Annotated in this window: 17 protein-coding genes and 3 pseudogenes; 5 read left to right on the forward strand and 15 right to left on the reverse strand. The window is 67.6% G+C overall.

Annotation, left to right across the window (positions count from 1 at the left end; all coding sequences use genetic code 11):
* Positions 1–211: 211 nt before the first annotated feature.
* Positions 212–1,069, forward strand: coding sequence for a sulfurtransferase (locus IEX93_RS10215; protein WP_188848112.1), 858 nt, complete (start codon positions 212–214; stop codon positions 1,067–1,069).
* Positions 1,070–1,071: 2 nt separating this feature from the next.
* Here IEX93_RS10215 and sdaAA read toward each other — a convergent pair whose 3' ends face one another.
* On the reverse strand, positions 1,072–1,926 hold the full coding sequence (sdaAA, locus tag IEX93_RS10220) for an L-serine ammonia-lyase, iron-sulfur-dependent, subunit alpha (protein ID WP_188848096.1): 855 nt from the start codon (positions 1,924–1,926) through the stop codon (positions 1,072–1,074).
* Positions 1,927–1,950: 24 nt separating this feature from the next.
* Between sdaAA and IEX93_RS10225 the strand changes: the two genes are divergently transcribed.
* Entirely contained in the window at positions 1,951–2,529 is a 579-nt protein-coding gene (locus IEX93_RS10225; protein ID WP_188848097.1) for a response regulator, read from the forward strand.
* Positions 2,530–2,543: 14 nt separating this feature from the next.
* Here the strand turns inward: IEX93_RS10225 and rplS are convergent, their stop codons facing one another.
* From rplS to ffh, 6 genes are read right to left on the reverse strand one after another with little or no spacing between them, the layout of a single operon-like run.
* On the reverse strand, positions 2,544–2,951 hold the full coding sequence (gene rplS, locus IEX93_RS10230) for a 50S ribosomal protein L19 (RefSeq protein ID WP_188848098.1): 408 nt from the start codon (positions 2,949–2,951) through the stop codon (positions 2,544–2,546).
* Positions 2,952–3,007: 56 nt separating this feature from the next.
* A complete protein-coding gene (gene trmD, locus IEX93_RS10235) occupies positions 3,008–3,727 on the reverse strand; it encodes a tRNA (guanosine(37)-N1)-methyltransferase TrmD (protein ID WP_188848099.1) in 720 nt (239 codons plus the stop codon).
* A 4-nt stretch (positions 3,728–3,731) separates the two neighbouring features.
* Entirely contained in the window at positions 3,732–4,220 is a 489-nt protein-coding gene (gene rimM, locus IEX93_RS10240; protein ID WP_188848100.1) for a ribosome maturation factor RimM, read from the reverse strand.
* A gap of 4 nt (positions 4,221–4,224) precedes the next feature.
* On the reverse strand, positions 4,225–4,443 hold the full coding sequence (locus tag IEX93_RS10245) for a KH domain-containing protein (protein WP_188848101.1): 219 nt from the start codon (positions 4,441–4,443) through the stop codon (positions 4,225–4,227).
* Positions 4,444–4,499: 56 nt separating this feature from the next.
* A complete protein-coding gene (gene rpsP, locus IEX93_RS10250; protein WP_188848102.1) occupies positions 4,500–4,766 on the reverse strand; it encodes a 30S ribosomal protein S16 in 267 nt (88 codons plus the stop codon).
* Between the two features lie 7 nt (positions 4,767–4,773).
* Complete coding sequence (ffh, locus tag IEX93_RS10255; RefSeq protein ID WP_188848103.1) at positions 4,774–6,075, reverse strand: signal recognition particle protein; 1,302 nt, start codon at positions 6,073–6,075, stop codon at positions 4,774–4,776.
* A 203-nt stretch (positions 6,076–6,278) separates the two neighbouring features.
* On the opposite strand from ffh, the gene mgtE reads away from it, so the two are divergent.
* Both mgtE and IEX93_RS10265 read left to right on the forward strand, forming a co-directional pair.
* The gene (gene mgtE / locus IEX93_RS10260) at positions 6,279–7,622 is read left to right on the forward strand and encodes a magnesium transporter (protein ID WP_188848104.1); all 1,344 of its coding nucleotides are present in this window, start codon (positions 6,279–6,281) and stop codon (positions 7,620–7,622) included.
* Positions 7,619–8,029 (forward strand): inorganic diphosphatase, encoded by a 411-nt coding sequence (locus IEX93_RS10265; protein ID WP_188848105.1) that lies wholly within the window; start codon positions 7,619–7,621, stop codon positions 8,027–8,029. The genes mgtE and IEX93_RS10265 overlap by 4 nt, the downstream gene beginning before the upstream one ends.
* Here the strand turns inward: IEX93_RS10265 and queA are convergent.
* The 5 genes and pseudogenes from queA to IEX93_RS10290 all read right to left on the reverse strand — a co-directional run bounded on the left by queA (position 8,003) and on the right by IEX93_RS10290 (position 13,273).
* Positions 8,003–9,040 carry a tRNA preQ1(34) S-adenosylmethionine ribosyltransferase-isomerase QueA gene (queA, locus tag IEX93_RS10270; RefSeq protein ID WP_188848106.1) on the reverse strand — a complete coding sequence of 346 codons (1,038 nt, stop codon included), beginning with the start codon at positions 9,038–9,040 and terminating at the stop codon, positions 8,003–8,005. The genes IEX93_RS10265 and queA overlap by 27 nt on opposite strands.
* Positions 9,041–9,042: 2 nt before the next feature.
* Positions 9,043–9,582, reverse strand: a complete 540-nt coding sequence (locus IEX93_RS10275) for a LabA-like NYN domain-containing protein (RefSeq protein ID WP_188848107.1) — start codon at positions 9,580–9,582, stop codon at positions 9,043–9,045.
* A 119-nt stretch (positions 9,583–9,701) separates the two neighbouring features.
* Positions 9,702–12,274 (reverse strand): annotated as a pseudogene (locus IEX93_RS10280) (phosphoenolpyruvate carboxylase).
* A complete protein-coding gene (locus tag IEX93_RS10285) occupies positions 12,271–13,029 on the reverse strand; it encodes a TIGR00282 family metallophosphoesterase (RefSeq protein WP_188848108.1) in 759 nt (252 codons plus the stop codon). Before IEX93_RS10285 ends, IEX93_RS10280 begins: the two are co-directional and overlap by 4 nt.
* A 13-nt stretch (positions 13,030–13,042) precedes the next feature.
* Positions 13,043–13,273: a hypothetical protein gene (locus IEX93_RS10290; RefSeq protein ID WP_188848109.1), complete on the reverse strand. Its 231-nt coding sequence runs from the start codon at positions 13,271–13,273 to the stop codon at positions 13,043–13,045.
* A gap of 23 nt (positions 13,274–13,296) precedes the next feature.
* On the opposite strand from IEX93_RS10290, the gene recO reads away from it, so the two are divergent.
* Positions 13,297–13,962, forward strand: a complete 666-nt coding sequence (recO, locus tag IEX93_RS10295) for a DNA repair protein RecO (RefSeq protein ID WP_188848110.1) — start codon at positions 13,297–13,299, stop codon at positions 13,960–13,962.
* Here the strand turns inward: recO and greA are convergent.
* The 3 genes and pseudogenes from greA to IEX93_RS10310 all read right to left on the reverse strand — a co-directional run.
* The gene (greA, locus tag IEX93_RS10300) at positions 13,949–14,419 is read right to left on the reverse strand and encodes a transcription elongation factor GreA (protein ID WP_188848111.1); all 471 of its coding nucleotides are present in this window, start codon (positions 14,417–14,419) and stop codon (positions 13,949–13,951) included. The two genes, recO and greA, sit on opposite strands and share 14 nt — an antisense overlap.
* Before the next feature lie 57 nt (positions 14,420–14,476).
* Positions 14,477–14,917: pseudogene (locus tag IEX93_RS10305) on the reverse strand (aminotransferase class IV); the annotation flags it as partial.
* A pseudogene (locus IEX93_RS10310) lies at positions 14,908–15,955 on the reverse strand (chorismate-binding protein); the annotation flags it as partial. The pseudogenes IEX93_RS10305 and IEX93_RS10310, both read right to left, overlap by 10 nt.
* Positions 15,956–15,977 lie beyond the last annotated feature (22 nt).

The raw sequence follows: 15,977 nt of genomic DNA on the forward strand, positions 1-15,977 counted from the left end.
TCCCGGGCCTTTCTTGCGCCCCGAAAAACCTCTTTGCCGACCGTGGTAAGCTGCATCCGTGGGGACCTCCCTTCTCCATGGAGTGGTCCCCACATTTTTACTCGTCCAGTCTCACATGTGTCTGTCCGAGTTCAGAAGCCCGGCCAGAGTGTGCCCCCGCTCCCTTGCGTTAAAAGACTCAAGGGTATACTGGACTCGGGAGGTGAAGCGCATGGGTTACGCCCATCCCGAGGTTCTGGTAAGCACCGACTGGGTCCAGGAGCACCTTCAGGACCCCAACGTGCGCATTCTGGAAGTGGACGAGGACATCCTCCTCTACGACACCGGCCACATCCCAGGAGCCCAGAAGATTGACTGGCAGAAGGACTTCTGGGACCCGGTGGTGCGGGACTTCATTGACGAAGAGGCCTTCGCCAAGCTCATGGAAAGGCTTGGCATCTCCAACGACACCACCGTGGTCCTCTACGGGGATAAGAACAACTGGTGGGCCGCCTACGCCTTCTGGTTCTTCAAGTACAACGGGCACAAGGACGTGCGCCTCATGAACGGGGGGCGGCAGAAGTGGGTGGCCGAGGGCAGGCCCCTCACCACCGAGGTCCCCAGCTACCCCCCGGGCCGCTACGAGGTCCCCTACCGGGACGAGTCCATCCGCGCCTACCGGGACGACGTCCTGGAACACATCCTCAAGGTGAAGGAGGGCAAGGGGGCCCTGGTGGACGTGCGGAGCCCCCAGGAGTACCGGGGGGAGCTTACCCACATGCCCGAGTACCCCCAGGAAGGCGCCCTCCGGGCCGGGCACATCCCCGGGGCCAAGAACATCCCCTGGGCCAAGGCGGTGAACCCCGACGGCACCTTCAAAAGCGCCGAGGAGCTTAAGGCCCTCTACGAGCCTTTGGGCGTGACCCGGGACAAGGACATCATCGTCTACTGCCGGATCGCCGAGCGCTCCAGCCACTCCTGGTTCGTGCTCAAGTACCTGCTGGGCTACCCCCACGTGAAGAACTACGACGGCTCCTGGACCGAGTGGGGCAATTTGGTGGGGGTGCCCATCGCTAAAGGCGAGGAGTAGGGCTACGCCTTCTTCAGCGCCTCTTCCGCCAGCTTCCGGCCTGTGGGGGTGTCCGCCAAGCCCCCCAGGCCGGTTTCCTTGAGCTCCAGGGGGAGGAGGCGGCCGATCCGCGCCATGGCCAGAACCACCTCGTCAGGGGGGATGACGCTCCTTATGCCCGCCAGGGCCATGGAGGCGGCGCTCACCGCGTGGACGGCGTAGAAGCCGTTGCGCATCACGCAGGGAACCTCCACGAACCCCCCAACGGGGTCGCAGACCAGGCCCAGGGTGTTCTGCAAGGCCAAAGCGGCGGCGTGGGCGCAGGCTTCCGGGGTGCCGCCCAAAAGCTCGGTGACCGCCGCAGCCGCCATGGCGGCGCTGGAGCCGATCTCCGCCTGGCACCCGCCGCTCGCCCCGGCGATGTGGATCACCCGGCCAATCATCTTCCCCACCCCGGCCGCCAGGACCAGGGGCATGAGGAGCTCCTCCTCGGGGATGCCCAGGTGGTCGGCCACGCCCAGAAGCGCCCCCGGCAAGGTGCCGGCGCTTCCCGCCGTGGGAGCGGCCACGATGCGGCCCATGCGGGCGTTTTCCTCGTTGACCGCCATGGCGTAGGCCTGGACCCGCTTAAGGAGGGGGTCCTTAAGGGGGTCCTCCGCCTCCCAGAGGGTCTTGGCGTTCCTCCCCACCATGCCCGCCACGCTGGGGGCGTCCGAGGCCAGGCCTCGGCGGACGGAATCCCGCATGATGGAAAGGCGCTCCCTTAGCTTCTCCAGGATGGCCTCCGGGGTTAGGCCGGTCTCCTCCACCTCCTCCCGGAGCACGTGCTCCGAGGCCCGGCCGGAAAGCGCCGCCAGGGAGTTCAGGGTTAGAGGCATAGCTTCAGTATAGGCTAAGGGGAGATGCGCCTCCTCATCGCCGACGACCATCCCCTCTTCCGGCTAGGCCTCCGGGCGGGGTTGGAGCGGGAGGGCCTGGAGGTGGTGGCCGAGGCGGAAAACGGCCCAGAGGCCCTGGAGAAGACCCTCACCCTAGGGCCCGATGCGGTCCTTTTGGACCTGCGCATGCCGGGAATGGACGGCCTAACCTGCGCCCAGAGGCTGCGGGAGGCAGGCTACAGGGGGATCATCGCCCTCCTCACCACCTACCAGGAACCGGCCCTGGTGCGCCAGGCGGCCCAGGCCGGGGCCGACGCCTACTTCTCCAAGGAGCTCTCCGCCCCCGAGCTCAAGCACCGCCTCTTGAGGGTGGCCCGGGGCGAGGAGCGGCTCACCCCCCCGGACCTGCCCGCCCTCACCTCGCGGGAAGAGGAGGTGCTAAGGCTACTCGCCCAGGGACTTTCCACCAAGGAGATGGCCAAGCATCTGGGCCTTTCTCCCGAAACAGTCAAGGATTATCTAGAAAATCTTTACGGAAAGCTCCTGGCCCGAAACCGAATAGAGGCCCTGGAGCGCGCCAGGGCCTTGGGGTTTCTCCCCTAAGAAGGGGAAAGGCTCTACCCTTCCTGCTCCGCCGCCCGGGCCTCGGCCCGGTCCCGGTCCGTGCGCTTGCGGTCCACCCGGAGCTTCCGCCGGATCTCCCGCTCGGAAAGGTTGCGGATGAAGTAGAGCTTGGCCCGGCGGGCCCGGCCCCGCTGGACAATCTCCACCCGCTCAATGAGGGGGGAGTTCATGGGGAAGATGCGCTCCACCCCCACCCCATAGCTCACCTTGCGCACGGTGAAGCTGGAGTTGTAGCCGTTGCGCTTGATCTTGATGACGATACCCTCAAAGTTCTGAATGCGGGTGCGGTTGCCCTCCTTCACCCGGTAGGCCACCCGCACGGTGTCCCCGGGGCGGAACTCCGGCAGGTCGGTGCGGGTGTAGCGGGACTCCACCAGCTTAAGCAGCGCTCCTCGGTTCATCTTCGGCCTCCCATCCCAGAGGAACCCTTGCGGGTTCATGGGCAACAGGCCCCAGTTTACTCCTCCCGGTCCAGTTCCGCAAGGGAAGCCACCTCCTCCGGCCCGAGCCGGGCCTTGGCCAAAAGCTCGGGGCGGAGGAGGAGGGTGCGCCTCAGGGCCTCCCGCCTGCGCCAGCGGGCCACCGCCTGGTGGTGGCCGGAAAGGAGGACCTCCGGCACCTTAAGCCCCCGGAACTCAGGAGGGCGGGTGTAGTGGGGGTAGTCCAGAAGCCCCCGGACGAAGGAGTCCTGGCGGTGGCTTTCCGGGTCCCCGATGACCCCGGGGAGGAGGCGGGCGGTGGCCTCGAGGACCGCCAAGGCCGCCACCTCCCCCCCCATGAGCACGTAGTCCCCTATGGAGAGGACCCGGGTGGCGAAGGCCTCCACCCGGGCGTCAAACCCCTCGTACCGCCCGGAGAGGAGGACCAGGTGGCGCTTCTGGGCCAGCTCCTCGGCCACCTCCTGGGTGAAGGGCCTGCCAGCGGGGGAGAGGAGGATGATCTCGTCGGCGGGGAGAACGCTTTCCAAAGCGGCCACAGCCACATCGGGGCGGATCACCATCCCGGCCCCGCCCCCATAAGGGGTGTCGTCCACAACCCGGTGCCGGCCGAGGCCGAAGGCCCTCAGGTTCACCACCTCCACGGAGATAAGCCCCCGCTCTAGGGCCTTCTTGAGGAGGGACTCGGAAAGCCAGGGCTCTATGAGACGGGGAAAGAGGGTGAGGATGGTGTAGCGCACGGCCTCACTCAAAAAGCCCGGGGATGGGCTCCACGTGGATGGCCTCCCCTTCCAACCGCACGTAAGGGGCCTGCAGGGGCACGAGGCGCTCGGCCCGGTCCCTTAGCCTCTCCCCCACGCCCCGGATGATGAGGACGTCCTGGGCCCCGGTATCCAGGATGTCCACCACCTCCCCCACCTTTTTCCCCCCCACGTAAACGGGAAGGCCGATGAGGGCGAAGTAGTAGTACCGGCCCTCCTCTAAAGGCGGCAGGTCCTCCACCTGGGCGTAGACCCTAAGGCCCACCAGGGGCTCGGCCAGCTCCCGGGTGGTCACCCCCGCCAGGTGGACCACCAGATCCCCCGCCACGGTGTAGAGGTCCTCCACCGCCCGGAAGCCCAGGCCCTCCACGTAGACCCGCTCCAGGTGGGCGATGACCCCCTCCCCCCGGAACTTAAGCCCCCCCCGGAGGGCATAAGGGGCCCCGAAACGACCGATCTCCACCAGGCGCATACCCCTAGCGCACCTCCACGCCGATTTTCCGCTTGCCGTAGGCCCGGACCAGGGTGCGGATGGCCTCAATCACCCGCCCCTGCTTGCCGATAAGCCGCCCCTTGTCCTCGGGAGCCACCTCCACCACCAGCACCGGACCGAAGCGGGTGCGCCGCTCCTCCACCCGCACCGCCTCCGGCCGGTCCACCAAGCACTTGGCCAGGTACTCCACCAGGTCCCGCATACCCCCATGGTAAAGCACCCGGGGGCCCAAGACCCCCGGGCTAACCCCCAAAGCCCTTAGGCCTCCCGGGGAGCCTCCTGGCGGAAGACGCCCGCCAGACGGAGAAGCCGCCTGGCGGTGTCGGTGGGCTGGGCCCCCACGGAAAGCCAGTACCGGGCCCGCTCCACGTCCACCTTGAGCCAGTCTGGGGTGGTCTTCCGGGGATCGTAGTAGCCGATCTTCTCAATGTAAGCCCCGTCCCGCTTCCTGCGGCTGTCGGTGACCACGATGCGGTAGTGGGGGTTGTGCTTGGAGCCGAACCGGGAAAGTCTGATCTTGACCATGCCTCTTCTACCTCCTGAACATTCCCATGAGTCCCCGGCCCTTTCGCTTCTCCAGGGACTTCATTAGGGCCTTGGTCTCCTCAAAGGCCTTGACAAAACGGTTAATCTCCTGAACCGTGGTGCCGCTTCCCCGGGCGATGCGGCGCCTTCGGGAAGCGTTTAGGATGCGGGGGTCCTTGCGCTCCTCGGGGGTCATGGAAAGAACGATGGCCTCCAGGCGCTTGATGGCCCTCTCGTCCACCTGGACCCCCTGTAGGGCCTTGCCCACCCCGGGGAGCATGCCCAAAACCTCGGAGAAGGATCCCAGGCGCCTGAGGTTTTGGAGTTGCCTTAGGAAGTCTTCCAGGGTGAGGTCCTTGGCCGCCTTGGGGGCTTCCGCCTCGAGGCCCGCCTGCCGCACCTTCTCCGCCAGGGTGGCCACGTCCCCCATGCCTAGGATGCGGCTCGCCAGGCGGTCCGGGTAGAAGGGCTCGAGGCCCTCCGGCTTCTCCGAAACCCCAGCGAAGTAGATGGGCTTGCCCGTCACGTGCCGCGCGGAAAGGGCCGCCCCGCCCCGGGCGTCCCCGTCCAGCTTGGTGAGGACGAGCCCCGTGATCCCGACCCGGGCGTCAAAGGCCTGGGCCACCGAGAGGGCCTCCTGCCCGGTCATGGCGTCCACCACCAGAAGGACCTCGTCGGGAGCCAAAGCGGCCTTGAGACGGGCGAGCTCCTCCATGAGGGGCTCGTCAATCTGGAGGCGGCCTGCGGTGTCCACCAAGACGAGGTCCCGCACCTCCAGGCGGGCCTTCTCCTCCACCCGGCGGCGGATGGACTCGGGGGGCTCCCCGTCCATCACCTCCAGCACGGGCACCCCCACCTTCTCCCCCAGGAGGCGGAGCTGCTCCCGGGCGGCGGGGCGCTGGGTGTCGGCGGCCACCAGGAGGGGGCGGCGCCCCTTGCCCTTGTAGTAGAGGGCCAGCTTGGCGGCGGTGGTGGTTTTCCCGGAGCCCTGGAGGCCCACCAGGAACCAGAGGTTCCGGTCCTTAAGCACAGGAAGCCGGGGCTCACCCCCCAAGGCCTCCTTCAAGGCCTCGTACACCGTGGCCAGGACCACCTCGGCGGGGGTGAGGCTTTCCAGGACCTTTTGCCCCAAGGCCCGCTCCCGCACCCCCTCCACGAAGGCCCGGGCCACCTCCAGGTTGACGTCGGCCTCTATGAGGGCCCTGCGGATCTCCCGGAGGGTGCCCTTCAGGTCCTCCTCGGAGATCCGCCCCCGGCCCCTAAGCCGGTCTATGGCCTCTTGCAATCGCGCCGCCAGCTGTCCAAACATCCCTAAGGCCCCCAGGCCGCCCTACAGGATAGACCCCCTCCCTTGAGCGTGTCAACCGCAATTTTTCCCACACTTCTAGCCGGGTGGTTGACGGGGGAAACCCCAAGGCCTAGCCTGGAAAAGGCATGCTAGGGGATCTGCCCTCGAGTCCCAAGCGCTGAGGGCCGCCGGCAGGCGGCCTTCGGCGAGAAAGGAGGCCGCCTGTGGAAGCCGTCCTCTCCCTCCGGCAAGCCCTGGAAGAAGGCGACACCCTCAAGCTCCAAGCCCTCTTAGAAGAAATCCACCCTCAGGACCTCCTGGCCCTTTGGGACGAGCTTAGGGGGGAGCACCGCTACGTCCTCCTCACTCTCCTCTCCAAGGAGAAGCTGGCCGAGGTCTTCTCCAACCTCCCCCCGGAGGCCCAGGCGGAGTACCTCAAAACCCTTCCCCCCTGGAAGGTCCAGGAGCTTTTTGAGGAACTCTCCCTGGACGACCTGGCGGACGCCCTTCAGGCGGTGCGGGAGGAGGACCCGGGCCTTTACCAAGAGCTCCTAAACGCCCTGGACTCCAAGACCCGGAAGGAGGTGGAGGCCCTGACCCGCTACCAGGAGGACGAGGCGGGGGGCCTCATGACCCCCGAGTACGTGGCGGTGCGGGAGGGGATGACGGTGGAGGAGGTCCTCCGCTTCCTTCGCCGGGCGGCCCCGGACGCCGAGACCATCTACTACATCTACGTGGTGGACGACCAGAACCGCCTAAAAGGGGTGCTCTCCTTGCGGGACCTCATCGTGGCCGACCCCAGGACCAAGGTGGCGGAGATCTTAAACCCCAAGGTGGTCTACGTGCGCACGGACACGGACCAGGAGGAGGTGGCCCGCCTCATGGCCGACTACGATTTCACCGTGCTGCCGGTGGTGGACGAGGAGGGCCGCCTGGTGGGGATCGTCACGGTGGACGACGTTCTGGACGTCCTCGAGGCCGAGGCCACCGAGGACATCCACAAGCTGGCCGCCGTGGACGTGCCCGACCTGGTCTATAGCCAAGCCTCCCCCTTCGCCTTGTGGCTTGCCCGGGTGCGGTGGCTCGTGATCCTCATCCTCACCGGGATGATCACGAGCTCCATCCTGCAAGGCTTTGAAAGCCTCTTGGAGGCGGTCACCGCCCTGGCCTTTTACGTCCCCGTGCTTTTAGGCACCGGGGGCAACACGGGGAACCAGTCCGCCACCCTCATCATCCGGGCCCTGGCCACCCGGGACCTGGACCTCAAGGACTGGCGGGAGGTCCTCCTCAAGGAAAGCCTGGTGGGAAGCCTCCTGGGCCTCACCCTGGCCTTCCTCCTCCTAGGCAAGGTGGTCCTGGATGGGCACGCCTCTTTGGCCCCGGTGGTGGGCCTCGCCCTTTTCCTCCTGGTCCTCTTCGCCAACCTGGTGGGGGCCATGCTCCCCGTGGTCTTAAGGCGGCTTGGCGTGGACCCCGCCTTGGTCTCCAACCCCTTGGTGGCCACCCTTTCGGACATCTCCGGGCTTCTCATCTACCTCTCGGTGGCCCGCCTCCTCCTGAACCTATGAAGCGGGTGCGGATGGTGGTGGAGTGGCCTCGAGGAAGCCCCCTCCGCCACGCCTGGCGGGAAGGGAAGCTCTTTCCCCTCAAGGAAGACCGCCCCGCCCCCGTGAACTACGGCCTCATCCCCGGGCTCCTGAACCCGGCGGACGGGGAGGAGGTGGACGCCGTCCTCCTGGGCCCGCCCCTTCCTTTGGGGGAGGCGGAAGGGTATGTGGTGGGCCTTCTCCACCTAAAGGACGGGGACCACAAGCTTCTCCTCGCCCCCACGCCCACCCCCCCAAGCCTCGAGGCCTTAAAGCCCCTCCTCGCCTGGTTCGCCCCGGAAAGAAAGCCAAAGGTCCTGGGGCCGGAGGCAGCCTGGGCCTGGCTTCGGGGCCTCGGGTACCTAGAGGATGAGCATGGCGTCCCCTAGGGAGTAGAAGCGGTAGCCTTCCGCCACCGCCAGGCGGTAGGCCTCCAGGGTGCGCTCCCTCCCCAGAAAAGCGGCCACCAGCATGAGGAGGGTGGAGCGGGGCAGGTGGAAGTTGGTGAAGAGGGCGTCAATGACCTTGAAGGCATAAGGGGGGCGGATGAAAAGCCTCGTCTCCCCCGCCCCCGGCACCACCCCCTCCCCCTCCCTATAGGCGCTCTCCAGGGCCCGGACCACCGTGGTGCCCACGGCGATGACCCGCCTCCCCTCCGCCTTGGCCCGGTTCACGGCCTCCGCCACCTCCGCGGGGATCTCGTAGGGCTCGGCGTGCATCTCGTGCTTCTCGGGGTCCCCTTTCACCGGGCGGAAGGTTCCGGGGCCCACGTGAAGGGTGAGGAAGCGAAGCTCCACCCCCATTTCCCGAAGCCTTTCCAGAAGCTCCGGGGTGAAGTGGAGGCCGGCGGTGGGGGCGGCCACGGAGCCCGGGCGCCTGGCGTAGACCGTCTGGTAGCGCTCCATGGGGATCCTGGCCTTGATGTAGGGGGGAAGGGGCACCTCCCCCACCGCCTCCAGGTGGGCCGCGAGGTCGCCCTGGAAGCGGAGGAGGCGCACCCCGTCCCTCTCCACCGCCACCACCTCCGCCTCGAGGCCCAAGACCGGGGCCAGGTCCTTGGGGGAGAGGAAAAGAAGCCGGGTGCCCACGGGGGCCTTCCTCGCGGGGCCCAAAAGGGCCTCCCAAAGCCCAGGCTCCCGCTCCCGCACCAACAGGACCTCCACCCTGCCCCCGGTGGGCTTCTGGGCGAGGAGCCTCGCCGGGATCACCTTGCTCTCGTTGAAGACCAGGACGTCCCCAGGCCTAAGGAACTCGGGGAGGTCCCGCACCCTCTTGTGGGCCACCCGGAAGGGGCCTTCCCTATAGACCACCATCAGCCGGGCCAGGTCCCGGGGCTCCACCCCTTCCTGGGCGATGAGCTCGGGGGGGAGGTGGTAATCGTAGGCCTCCAGACCTTCCATGGCTAGCGCTCGGCGTTTTTGGGTTCCATGAAGGCCCCGGGGATCTCGGGGAGGTGAGTGAAGCGGTCCACGGCGTCAATGAGCCTCTGGGCCGTGGTCTCCCGGAAGGCGATCACCTCCACCCGGATGCCCCGCTCCATGAGGACCTCGAGGATCTCCACAAAGTCCCCGTCCCCACTTCCCAGGACCACCACGTCCAGGTAGGGCATGAGCCGCACCATATCAGCGGCGATGCCCATGTCCCAGTTGCCGGAGTAGATGGGCCGCCCACCCTCCCCCGTCTCCTTCACCGTGAGGTACATCCGGCGGACCTTGTACCCGATGGTGGAAAGCTTGTAGATGAAGGGCCAGGCGGAGGTGTCCCCCTCCTTCTCCACCACGTAGGCGGTGGCCCGCACCAGGCGCCTCCCCCCCACGGCGTAGCGCAGGAGGCTTTCAAAGTTCACGTTGCGCTCGTAGTAGTCCCGGGCGGAGTGGTAGAGGTTCTGGGTGTCCACAAAGACCCCTACCCGCTGGTCTGGGTGGTGGCCCAAGAGCTCCATCAGGCCCAATAATACGGCTTAAGTGGCTACACGGTGGTTTCGCAACGTGGGATGCCCGAAATGGGGCTGGACAAGTTCCTTTTGGGGCCCCCACCGCGGCTAAAGCCGCGGTGGGGTATTTAGCCGGCGTTGCGAAGGCCAGCGGCCACCCCGAGGAGGGAGAGGAGAAGCGCCCGCCTAAGCCCCTCGTCCTCCCGCCCTCCGGGGGCGCGGTAGCGGCGGAGAAGCTCCAGCTGGACGAAGTTGATGGGGTCCACGTAGGGGTTGCGTAGCCCGATCTGCCGCTCCAGGGTCTTTTGGTTGTGGAGGAGAGGGGCTCCGAAGATGGCCTCGAGGAGGGCCACCGTCTTCCGGTACTCCTCCGCCAAGTGGTGGAAGATGGGGTGGAGGGTTTCGGGGACGAGCCTCAGGTAAAGGGCCGCCACCCCCAGGTCCGCCTTGGCCAAGGCCATGGCGGCGCTTTCCAAGGTGGTGGCGAAGAAGGGCCAGGCCCGGTACATCTCCCTAAGGAGGTCCAAAGGAAGGGCTTCCAGGGCGGAAAGGCCGTACCACCCGGGCAGGAGAAGGCGCACCTGGGTCCAGGCCATGACCCAGGGGATGGCCCTAAGGTCCCGGATGTCCCGCACCCGCCCGTGGCGGTAGACGGGGCGGCTGGCGATGGGAAGCTCGGCGATCTCCCGGATGGGGGTGAAGGCCTCAAAGAAGGGGAAGAAGCCCTCCTGGCCGAGAAGGGCCCGGTACCGGGCCATGCTCCGCTCCCCCGCCTCCCAAAGGGCCTCCCGCCAGTGGGGCTTAGGCTCCACCCCGTCCCCCAAGGCGGCCTGGGCGAAGTGAAAGAGGAGCTGCTCCAGATGGCGCACCGCTAGGTCCGGATGGGCGTAGCGGTCCGCCAGGGCCTCCCCCTGCTCCGTGAGGCGGAGGCGGTGCCCCACGCTCCTCGGGGGGAGGCTGGCGATGGCCCGGCCCGCAGGCCCCCCGCCCCTCGCCGTGGAGGTGCCCCGGCCGTGGAAGAAGTGGACGGCAAGCCCCGCCTCCTGCCCCACGGCCCAAAGGGCCTCCTGGGCCTCGTAGAGGGCCAGGTTGGCCATGAGGAAGCCCGCGTCCTTGTTGGAGTCGGAGTAGCCGATCATCACCTCCACCCCGCCCCGCCCCTCGGCGTGGGCTCGGAAGACGGGGTTCTTCAGAAGGCGCCTTAAGACCTCGGGGGCCCGCCTTAGGTCCTCCAGGGTCTCAAAGAGGGGGACCACGTCAAAGGGAAGGGGCTTCCCCGGCCGGTAAAGCCCCACCTCCCGGGCCAGGAGGAAGACGGCGAGGAGGTCGGCGGGGTGGTGGGTCATGGAGACCACGTGGGCCCCCTTGTCCCGCCAGGCCCTTAGGGCCCCTAGGGCCACCCTTAGGGCCTCCCCTTGGGGGGCCTCCCCCACGGGGAGGAGGGGGCGGGCGGTCTGGAGTTCCCGGGTGAGGAGCTCCTCCTGGGCCTCCGGGGAAAGGGCCTGGAAATCGGGGTGCACCCCGCCCACTCGGAGAAGCTCGGAAGCGGCCTCCAGGAGCCTCCCCGACTCCTCCCTCAGGTCCAAGGGGGCAAGCTCTAGGCCGAAGGCGCTCAAGCGGGCCTCCAGGGGCCTGAGAAAGGCCTGGGCCACGGGGCCAAGCCCCACCTCCCCCAAACCCCTTTCCGCCACCCGCACCGCCCGCAAAAGCCCCTCGGTGGTGGCCTCCTCCCGCTCCAAGGCCCGGTAAAGGGCGGCGAAGAAGCGGCGGTAGGGCTCCCCGGGAAAGCGCTCCACCCCCTCGCCCCCCTCCCGCACCTCCCGAGGGACGGGCAGGCGGGCCTCGGAGAGGGAGAGGTCCCGCACCAAAGCCTCCAGCTCCGCCAAGAAGCGCTCCCTGGCCACCTCTCGGGCGTAGCGGGCGGCGAAGGCGGTGACCTCGGGGGTGACGAAGGGGTTCCCGTCCCGGTCCCCCCCGATCCAGCTCCTAAAGCGCACGGGGCTTTTCAGGCGGGGCCTTTTCCCGTAGACCCGCTCCAAAGCGTCCTCCAAGCCCCGCACCACCCGGGGGATGGCCTGCCACAAGGTGGTGGGCAGGTAGTAAAGCCCCCCCTTGATCTCGTCCTCCACGCTGGGCCTCGCCTTCCTGACCTCTTCGGTGGCGTAGAGGACCGACACCCGGGCCCTTAGGGCCTCGAGGTCCCCCCTTCCAGCTCCTCCTGGAGCCTTTCCAGGTGGTGCCGGAGGGTGCGGCGCCGGGTCTCCGTGGGGTGGGCGGTGAAGGTGAGGAGAAGCTCCAGGCGGTTCAGGTGGGCCTCCGCCTCCTCCAGGGAAAGCCCCCGCTCCTTAAGCGCCTTAGCCAGGGCCAAAAAGCCCTCGGGCCTGGGGTTTTCCAAGGTCTCCCCTTGAGCCCTTAGGCGGTTCACCCGCACCCGGTGGCGCTCCTCCGCCAGGTTCACCAGGTGGAAGTAGTGGGTGAAGGCCCGCACCAGGGCCTCGGCCTCGGCCACGCTCAGGCCCTCCACCCGCTCGCTCAAGGCTTGGGCCGCCCCCTCCTCCCCCTGGCGCCGGGCCTTGGCAAGAAGGCGCACCTCCTCCACCAAGGCGAAGAGGCGCTCCCCGGAGACCGCCCGGATGGCCTCCCCCAATAGGCGGCCCAGAAGGTCCACCTCGGCCTTGAGGCGCTCAAAGGGGTCGGTCAAGGCTCCTCCCACACGTAGGGGCTTATGGAAACTCCCTTCCCCCCCTCCAAAACCAGCTCGGTGGCGTGGAAACGGGCCTTCCCCTGAGCGGCGCGGAAGGGCTGGGGGCGGCCCGTGAGGAAGCGGGCGAGGAAGGTCTCCACCTCCCCTCCGATGATGGACTGGTAGGTCCCGGTCATGCCCACGTCCGTCTGGTAGAGGGTCCCCTTGGGCAGGCGCATGGCGTCCAGGGTGGGGACGTGGGTGTGGGTGCCGAGGACGGCGCTCACCCTGCCGTCCAGGTAGTGGGCCAGGGCCATCTTCTCGCTGGTGGCCTCAGCGTGAACCTCCACCAGGACGTAGTCCGCCTTCTCCTCCTCCAGGAGGCGGTCTAGGGCGCGGAAGGGGTCGTCCAAGGGGTCCATGAAGACCCGACCCATCACCTGGACGAAGAGAAGGCTTTCCCCGCCCGCTTCCAACCGCCAAAACCCCTTGCCCGGGGTCCCCGGGGGGTAGTTGAGGGGGCGCACCACGGGCTCGGAGGAAAGGAGCTCGTAGACCTCCTTGTGGTCCCAGGCGTGGTTGCCCAGGGAGACTAAGTCCACCCCCGCCTCCCTTAAGAGGCGGTAGGCGCGCTTGTCCAGCCCCTTGCCCTTGGCGGCGTTTTCCCCGTTGGCGATCACTAGATCGTACCGGTCGCGGATATCGGGTAGGTGGAGGCTCACGGCCCTTAGGCCGGGCTCCGCCATGACGTCGCCGATGAAGAGCACCCGCATGGGGGCATTCTACCTAGGCCTTGCGGCGCTCCAAAAAGTAGACCACCCCGTACCCCAAGGCGGCCAGGATCAGGAGGGGAATAGCGTAGGTGATCAGGGTCCAAAGCAGGCCGGAAAGGGAAAGGAGAACCTTCCCCAAGAAGGTGAAGACCCAGCCCCCCACCCAAAGGGCTAGAAGAACCCCCACCGCCACCAAAAGGCCGATCACCACCCACTCCAGGATGTCCCGCAGGCTCCGCTCCATGTCCTAAGCATACACTTATCAGGGTGGAGCGCTACCGCCTGGAAGAGGGCATCGTGGTGGGGCGGAAGCCCCTGCCCCAAGGGGACCTCCTCCTCCGCTTCCTAACTCCCCAAGGCCCCCTCGAGGCCATCGCCCGCAAAGGGCAAAGGCCCACGGGCCGCTCGGGAAGGCTTTCCCTTTTCCACCACGTGCGCTTCCAGCTTTACGCCAAGGAAGAAGGCCTCCCCACCCTGACCCAGGTGGAGCTTCTGGGAAAACTTTTCGGCCTGGAGGAGCCCAGGCGCTTCCTCTACGCCTCCTTCCTGGCGGAGCTCGCCTACCGCCTGGCCTCCCCCGAGGCCGCCCCCAGGGTCTACCCCCTCTTCGCCTCGGGCCTCCGGGGGATCGCCAAGCACGAAAACCCCCTCCTCCCCCTGGTCTGGGCGGGGTGGCGGGTGGTGAAGGCCGGGGGGCTTGCCCCCAACCTGGCGGGCCCGGGGCTTCACCTGAGGGAAGGAGGGCTTGGGGAGGCGGGGGTCTACCTGGGGAGGGAAGGCGTGGAAGCCCTAAGGGCCCTCCTCCACCTCCCGGGCAAGGAGGCCCTCGCCCGCCTGGAGAAGGCCCCCTTAGGCCGGCTCCTTCTAGCCCTCAAGGCCCACGCCGAGGAGCACCTGGGCCCTTTGCGCACCGCCCCCTTTATAGGGGCTTGATCTCCAGGATGGTGTAGACCTGGGCCCCCTTCTTCCCCCGGATCTCCACCACGTCCCCCACCTTCTTGCCCAAAAGGGCCTGGCCCAGGGGGGACTCGTCGGAGATCTTGCCGCTGAAGATGTCCGCCTCGTGGCTGCCCACGATGGCCAGGGAAAGCCGCTCCCCGGACTCGGTCTCCAGCTCCACCTGGCAGCCAAGGGCCACCCGGTCGTAGGAGCCGTTCCCCTCCACGATCACCGCCCGGGAGAGGAGGTCTTCCAGCTGGGCGATGCGGGCCTCGTTCTGCCACATGGCCCGCCGGGCCTCGTCGTACCCGGCGTTCTCCCTCAGGTCCCCTTCCTCCAGGGCCTGCTCAAAGTCGGCGGAGATCTCCTGCCGCTTGGTGGTCTTCAGGTGGTAAAGCTCCTCCTGAAGGCGCTTGTATCCTTCGGGAGTGAGGTAAACCGGCTTCTTCATGCGCATCCCTCCGGGCAAAAAGGGGCACCAGCCCAAGGCCTTGGGCTGGCGGTACCGCTATTCAGTATAGCAGCGGGGAAGAAAGGCCTCTAGGAGGGGAAGGAGTTCCCCAGGAGGCGGCCCCACGGGGAGGAGGCCCACCCCGCTTCCCGCCAGGAGAAGGTGCCCCTTTAGGGCCTCGGGCCGGAAAAACCCTTTGTGGACCTCCATCCCCAAGGCCTTGGCCCTTTCGGCCACCTTCCTTCGGGTGATGCCCTCGAGGCCCCCCTCCAAGAGGTAAAGCCGCCCCTCCCGGTAGAGGAGGGGGCTCGTGCGGCTCCCGTCCACCACGTGGCCGGAGGCGTCCAAAAGAAGCCCCTCAAAGGCCCCCTGGGCCTCGGCCGCCCTTTGGGCCAAGCGGTAGGGGAGGTAGTTCCCCGTCTTGAAGGGGGCGAGGTCGGGGTGGACCCGGTAGCGGGTGAGGTGGACCCGGACCCCCTCCCGGTAGTGGGCAAGGGGTTGGGAAACCCCTTGAAGAGCCCTTCCCCCACGTGGAAAACAGGGTGGGCCTCCCCGTGGACGGGGCTTTCCCGGTAAAGCCGCGCCCCCAAGGCCACCCCCAAGGCCTGGTGCCCGAGGCAGACCCCCAAAAAGGGGATCCCTTCCTCCAGGGCCCTTTCCGTCCAGAGGAGGACCTTCCCCGCCCCGAAAGGGCCCTTGGGCCCTGGGCCTACCAGGAGGTGGGTGAAGCCGGAAAAGGCGGGGTCCTCCTCCTGGTCCACCACCACCTCGGCCCCCAAGGCGCAAAGGTAGTCCACCAGGTTGTAGCTAAAGGAGTCCCGGTTCTCCAGGAAGAGCACCCGAGCCCCGTGCCGCCTCGAGGGGAGAGGCGGGCTCCAGGCCTGGGTGGCCCTGGGGGGAAGGGGCCTTTGCCCCGGGCTTCCCCGCTCCAGGGCCCAAAGGAGGCTTTGCGCCTTGTGGAGGGTCTCCTGGTACTCCTTCTTTGGCTCCGAGGCGATGACCACCCCCGCCCCGGCGGCGAAGAGCCCCTCCTCCCCCACCCTTTGGAAGGAGCGGATGAGGATGTTGAAGTCCGCCCCCCGCCCCGAGACGTACCCCAGGCTTCCCGTGTAGACCCCCCGGGGGACGGGCTCCAGGTCCCTTATGGCCTCCATGGCCGTGCCCTTGGGGGCCCCGGTGATCGTCCCCCCGGGGAAGAGGGGCGTACCCCTCGGGGTAGTAGAGGAAGAAGGCCTCGGGGAGGCCGGGAAGGGGCTTGTGGGTGGGAAGCCCCAGGTGGCGGGCGAACTCGTAGGCGAAAAACCCGATCCAGGCCGGGAAAAACCCCTTGCCCAGGCCCCTTTCCAGGTAGCGGAAGACCTCCAAGGCCTCCCCCATCCTTTTCCCGTCCAGGTAGAGCCTCCCCTCCCAGACCTCGAGGCGGTGCGAGGGCCTCACCCCCAACAAGGAAAGCCGGGGAAAGGGCGTCCTCGGCCCCAAGGACTCGAGGAGGGCAGACTTGACCATTATGTAACTTCTGGGATAGATCGGTGCCATGACTCTTCGTGAGGCGCTATCC

This window comes from Thermus composti, assembly GCF_014647535.1.
In the GTDB taxonomy this organism is placed as follows: Bacteria; Deinococcota; Deinococci; order Deinococcales; family Thermaceae; genus Thermus; species Thermus composti.

What these genes read in the sequence shown, in the direction of transcription:
- sdaAA (WP_188848096.1), bottom strand. Translation starts at nt 1,926, where the DNA reads ATGCCTCTAACCCTGAACTCCCTGGCGGCGCTTTCCGGCCGGGCCTCG.
- rimM (WP_188848100.1), bottom strand. Translation starts at nt 4,220, where the DNA reads ATGCGCCTGGTGGAGATCGGTCGTTTCGGGGCCCCTTATGCCCTCCGG.
- rplS (WP_188848098.1), bottom strand. Translation starts at nt 2,951, where the DNA reads ATGAACCGAGGAGCGCTGCTTAAGCTGGTGGAGTCCCGCTACACCCGC.
- IEX93_RS10290 (WP_188848109.1), bottom strand. Translation starts at nt 13,273, where the DNA reads ATGGAGCGGAGCCTGCGGGACATCCTGGAGTGGGTGGTGATCGGCCTT.
- queA (WP_188848106.1), bottom strand. Translation starts at nt 9,040, where the DNA reads ATGGAAGGTCTGGAGGCCTACGATTACCACCTCCCCCCCGAGCTCATC.
- IEX93_RS10275 (WP_188848107.1), bottom strand. Translation starts at nt 9,582, where the DNA reads ATGGAGCTCTTGGGCCACCACCCAGACCAGCGGGTAGGGGTCTTTGTG.
- IEX93_RS10265 (WP_188848105.1), top strand. Translation starts at nt 7,619, where the DNA reads ATGAAGCGGGTGCGGATGGTGGTGGAGTGGCCTCGAGGAAGCCCCCTC.
- IEX93_RS10225 (WP_188848097.1), top strand. Translation starts at nt 1,951, where the DNA reads ATGCGCCTCCTCATCGCCGACGACCATCCCCTCTTCCGGCTAGGCCTC.
- greA (WP_188848111.1), bottom strand. Translation starts at nt 14,419, where the DNA reads ATGAAGAAGCCGGTTTACCTCACTCCCGAAGGATACAAGCGCCTTCAG.
- IEX93_RS10245 (WP_188848101.1), bottom strand. Translation starts at nt 4,443, where the DNA reads ATGCGGGACCTGGTGGAGTACCTGGCCAAGTGCTTGGTGGACCGGCCG.
- rpsP (WP_188848102.1), bottom strand. Translation starts at nt 4,766, where the DNA reads ATGGTCAAGATCAGACTTTCCCGGTTCGGCTCCAAGCACAACCCCCAC.
- ffh (WP_188848103.1), bottom strand. Translation starts at nt 6,075, where the DNA reads ATGTTTGGACAGCTGGCGGCGCGATTGCAAGAGGCCATAGACCGGCTT.
- IEX93_RS10215 (WP_188848112.1), top strand. Translation starts at nt 212, where the DNA reads ATGGGTTACGCCCATCCCGAGGTTCTGGTAAGCACCGACTGGGTCCAG.
- IEX93_RS10285 (WP_188848108.1), bottom strand. Translation starts at nt 13,029, where the DNA reads ATGCGGGTGCTCTTCATCGGCGACGTCATGGCGGAGCCCGGCCTAAGG.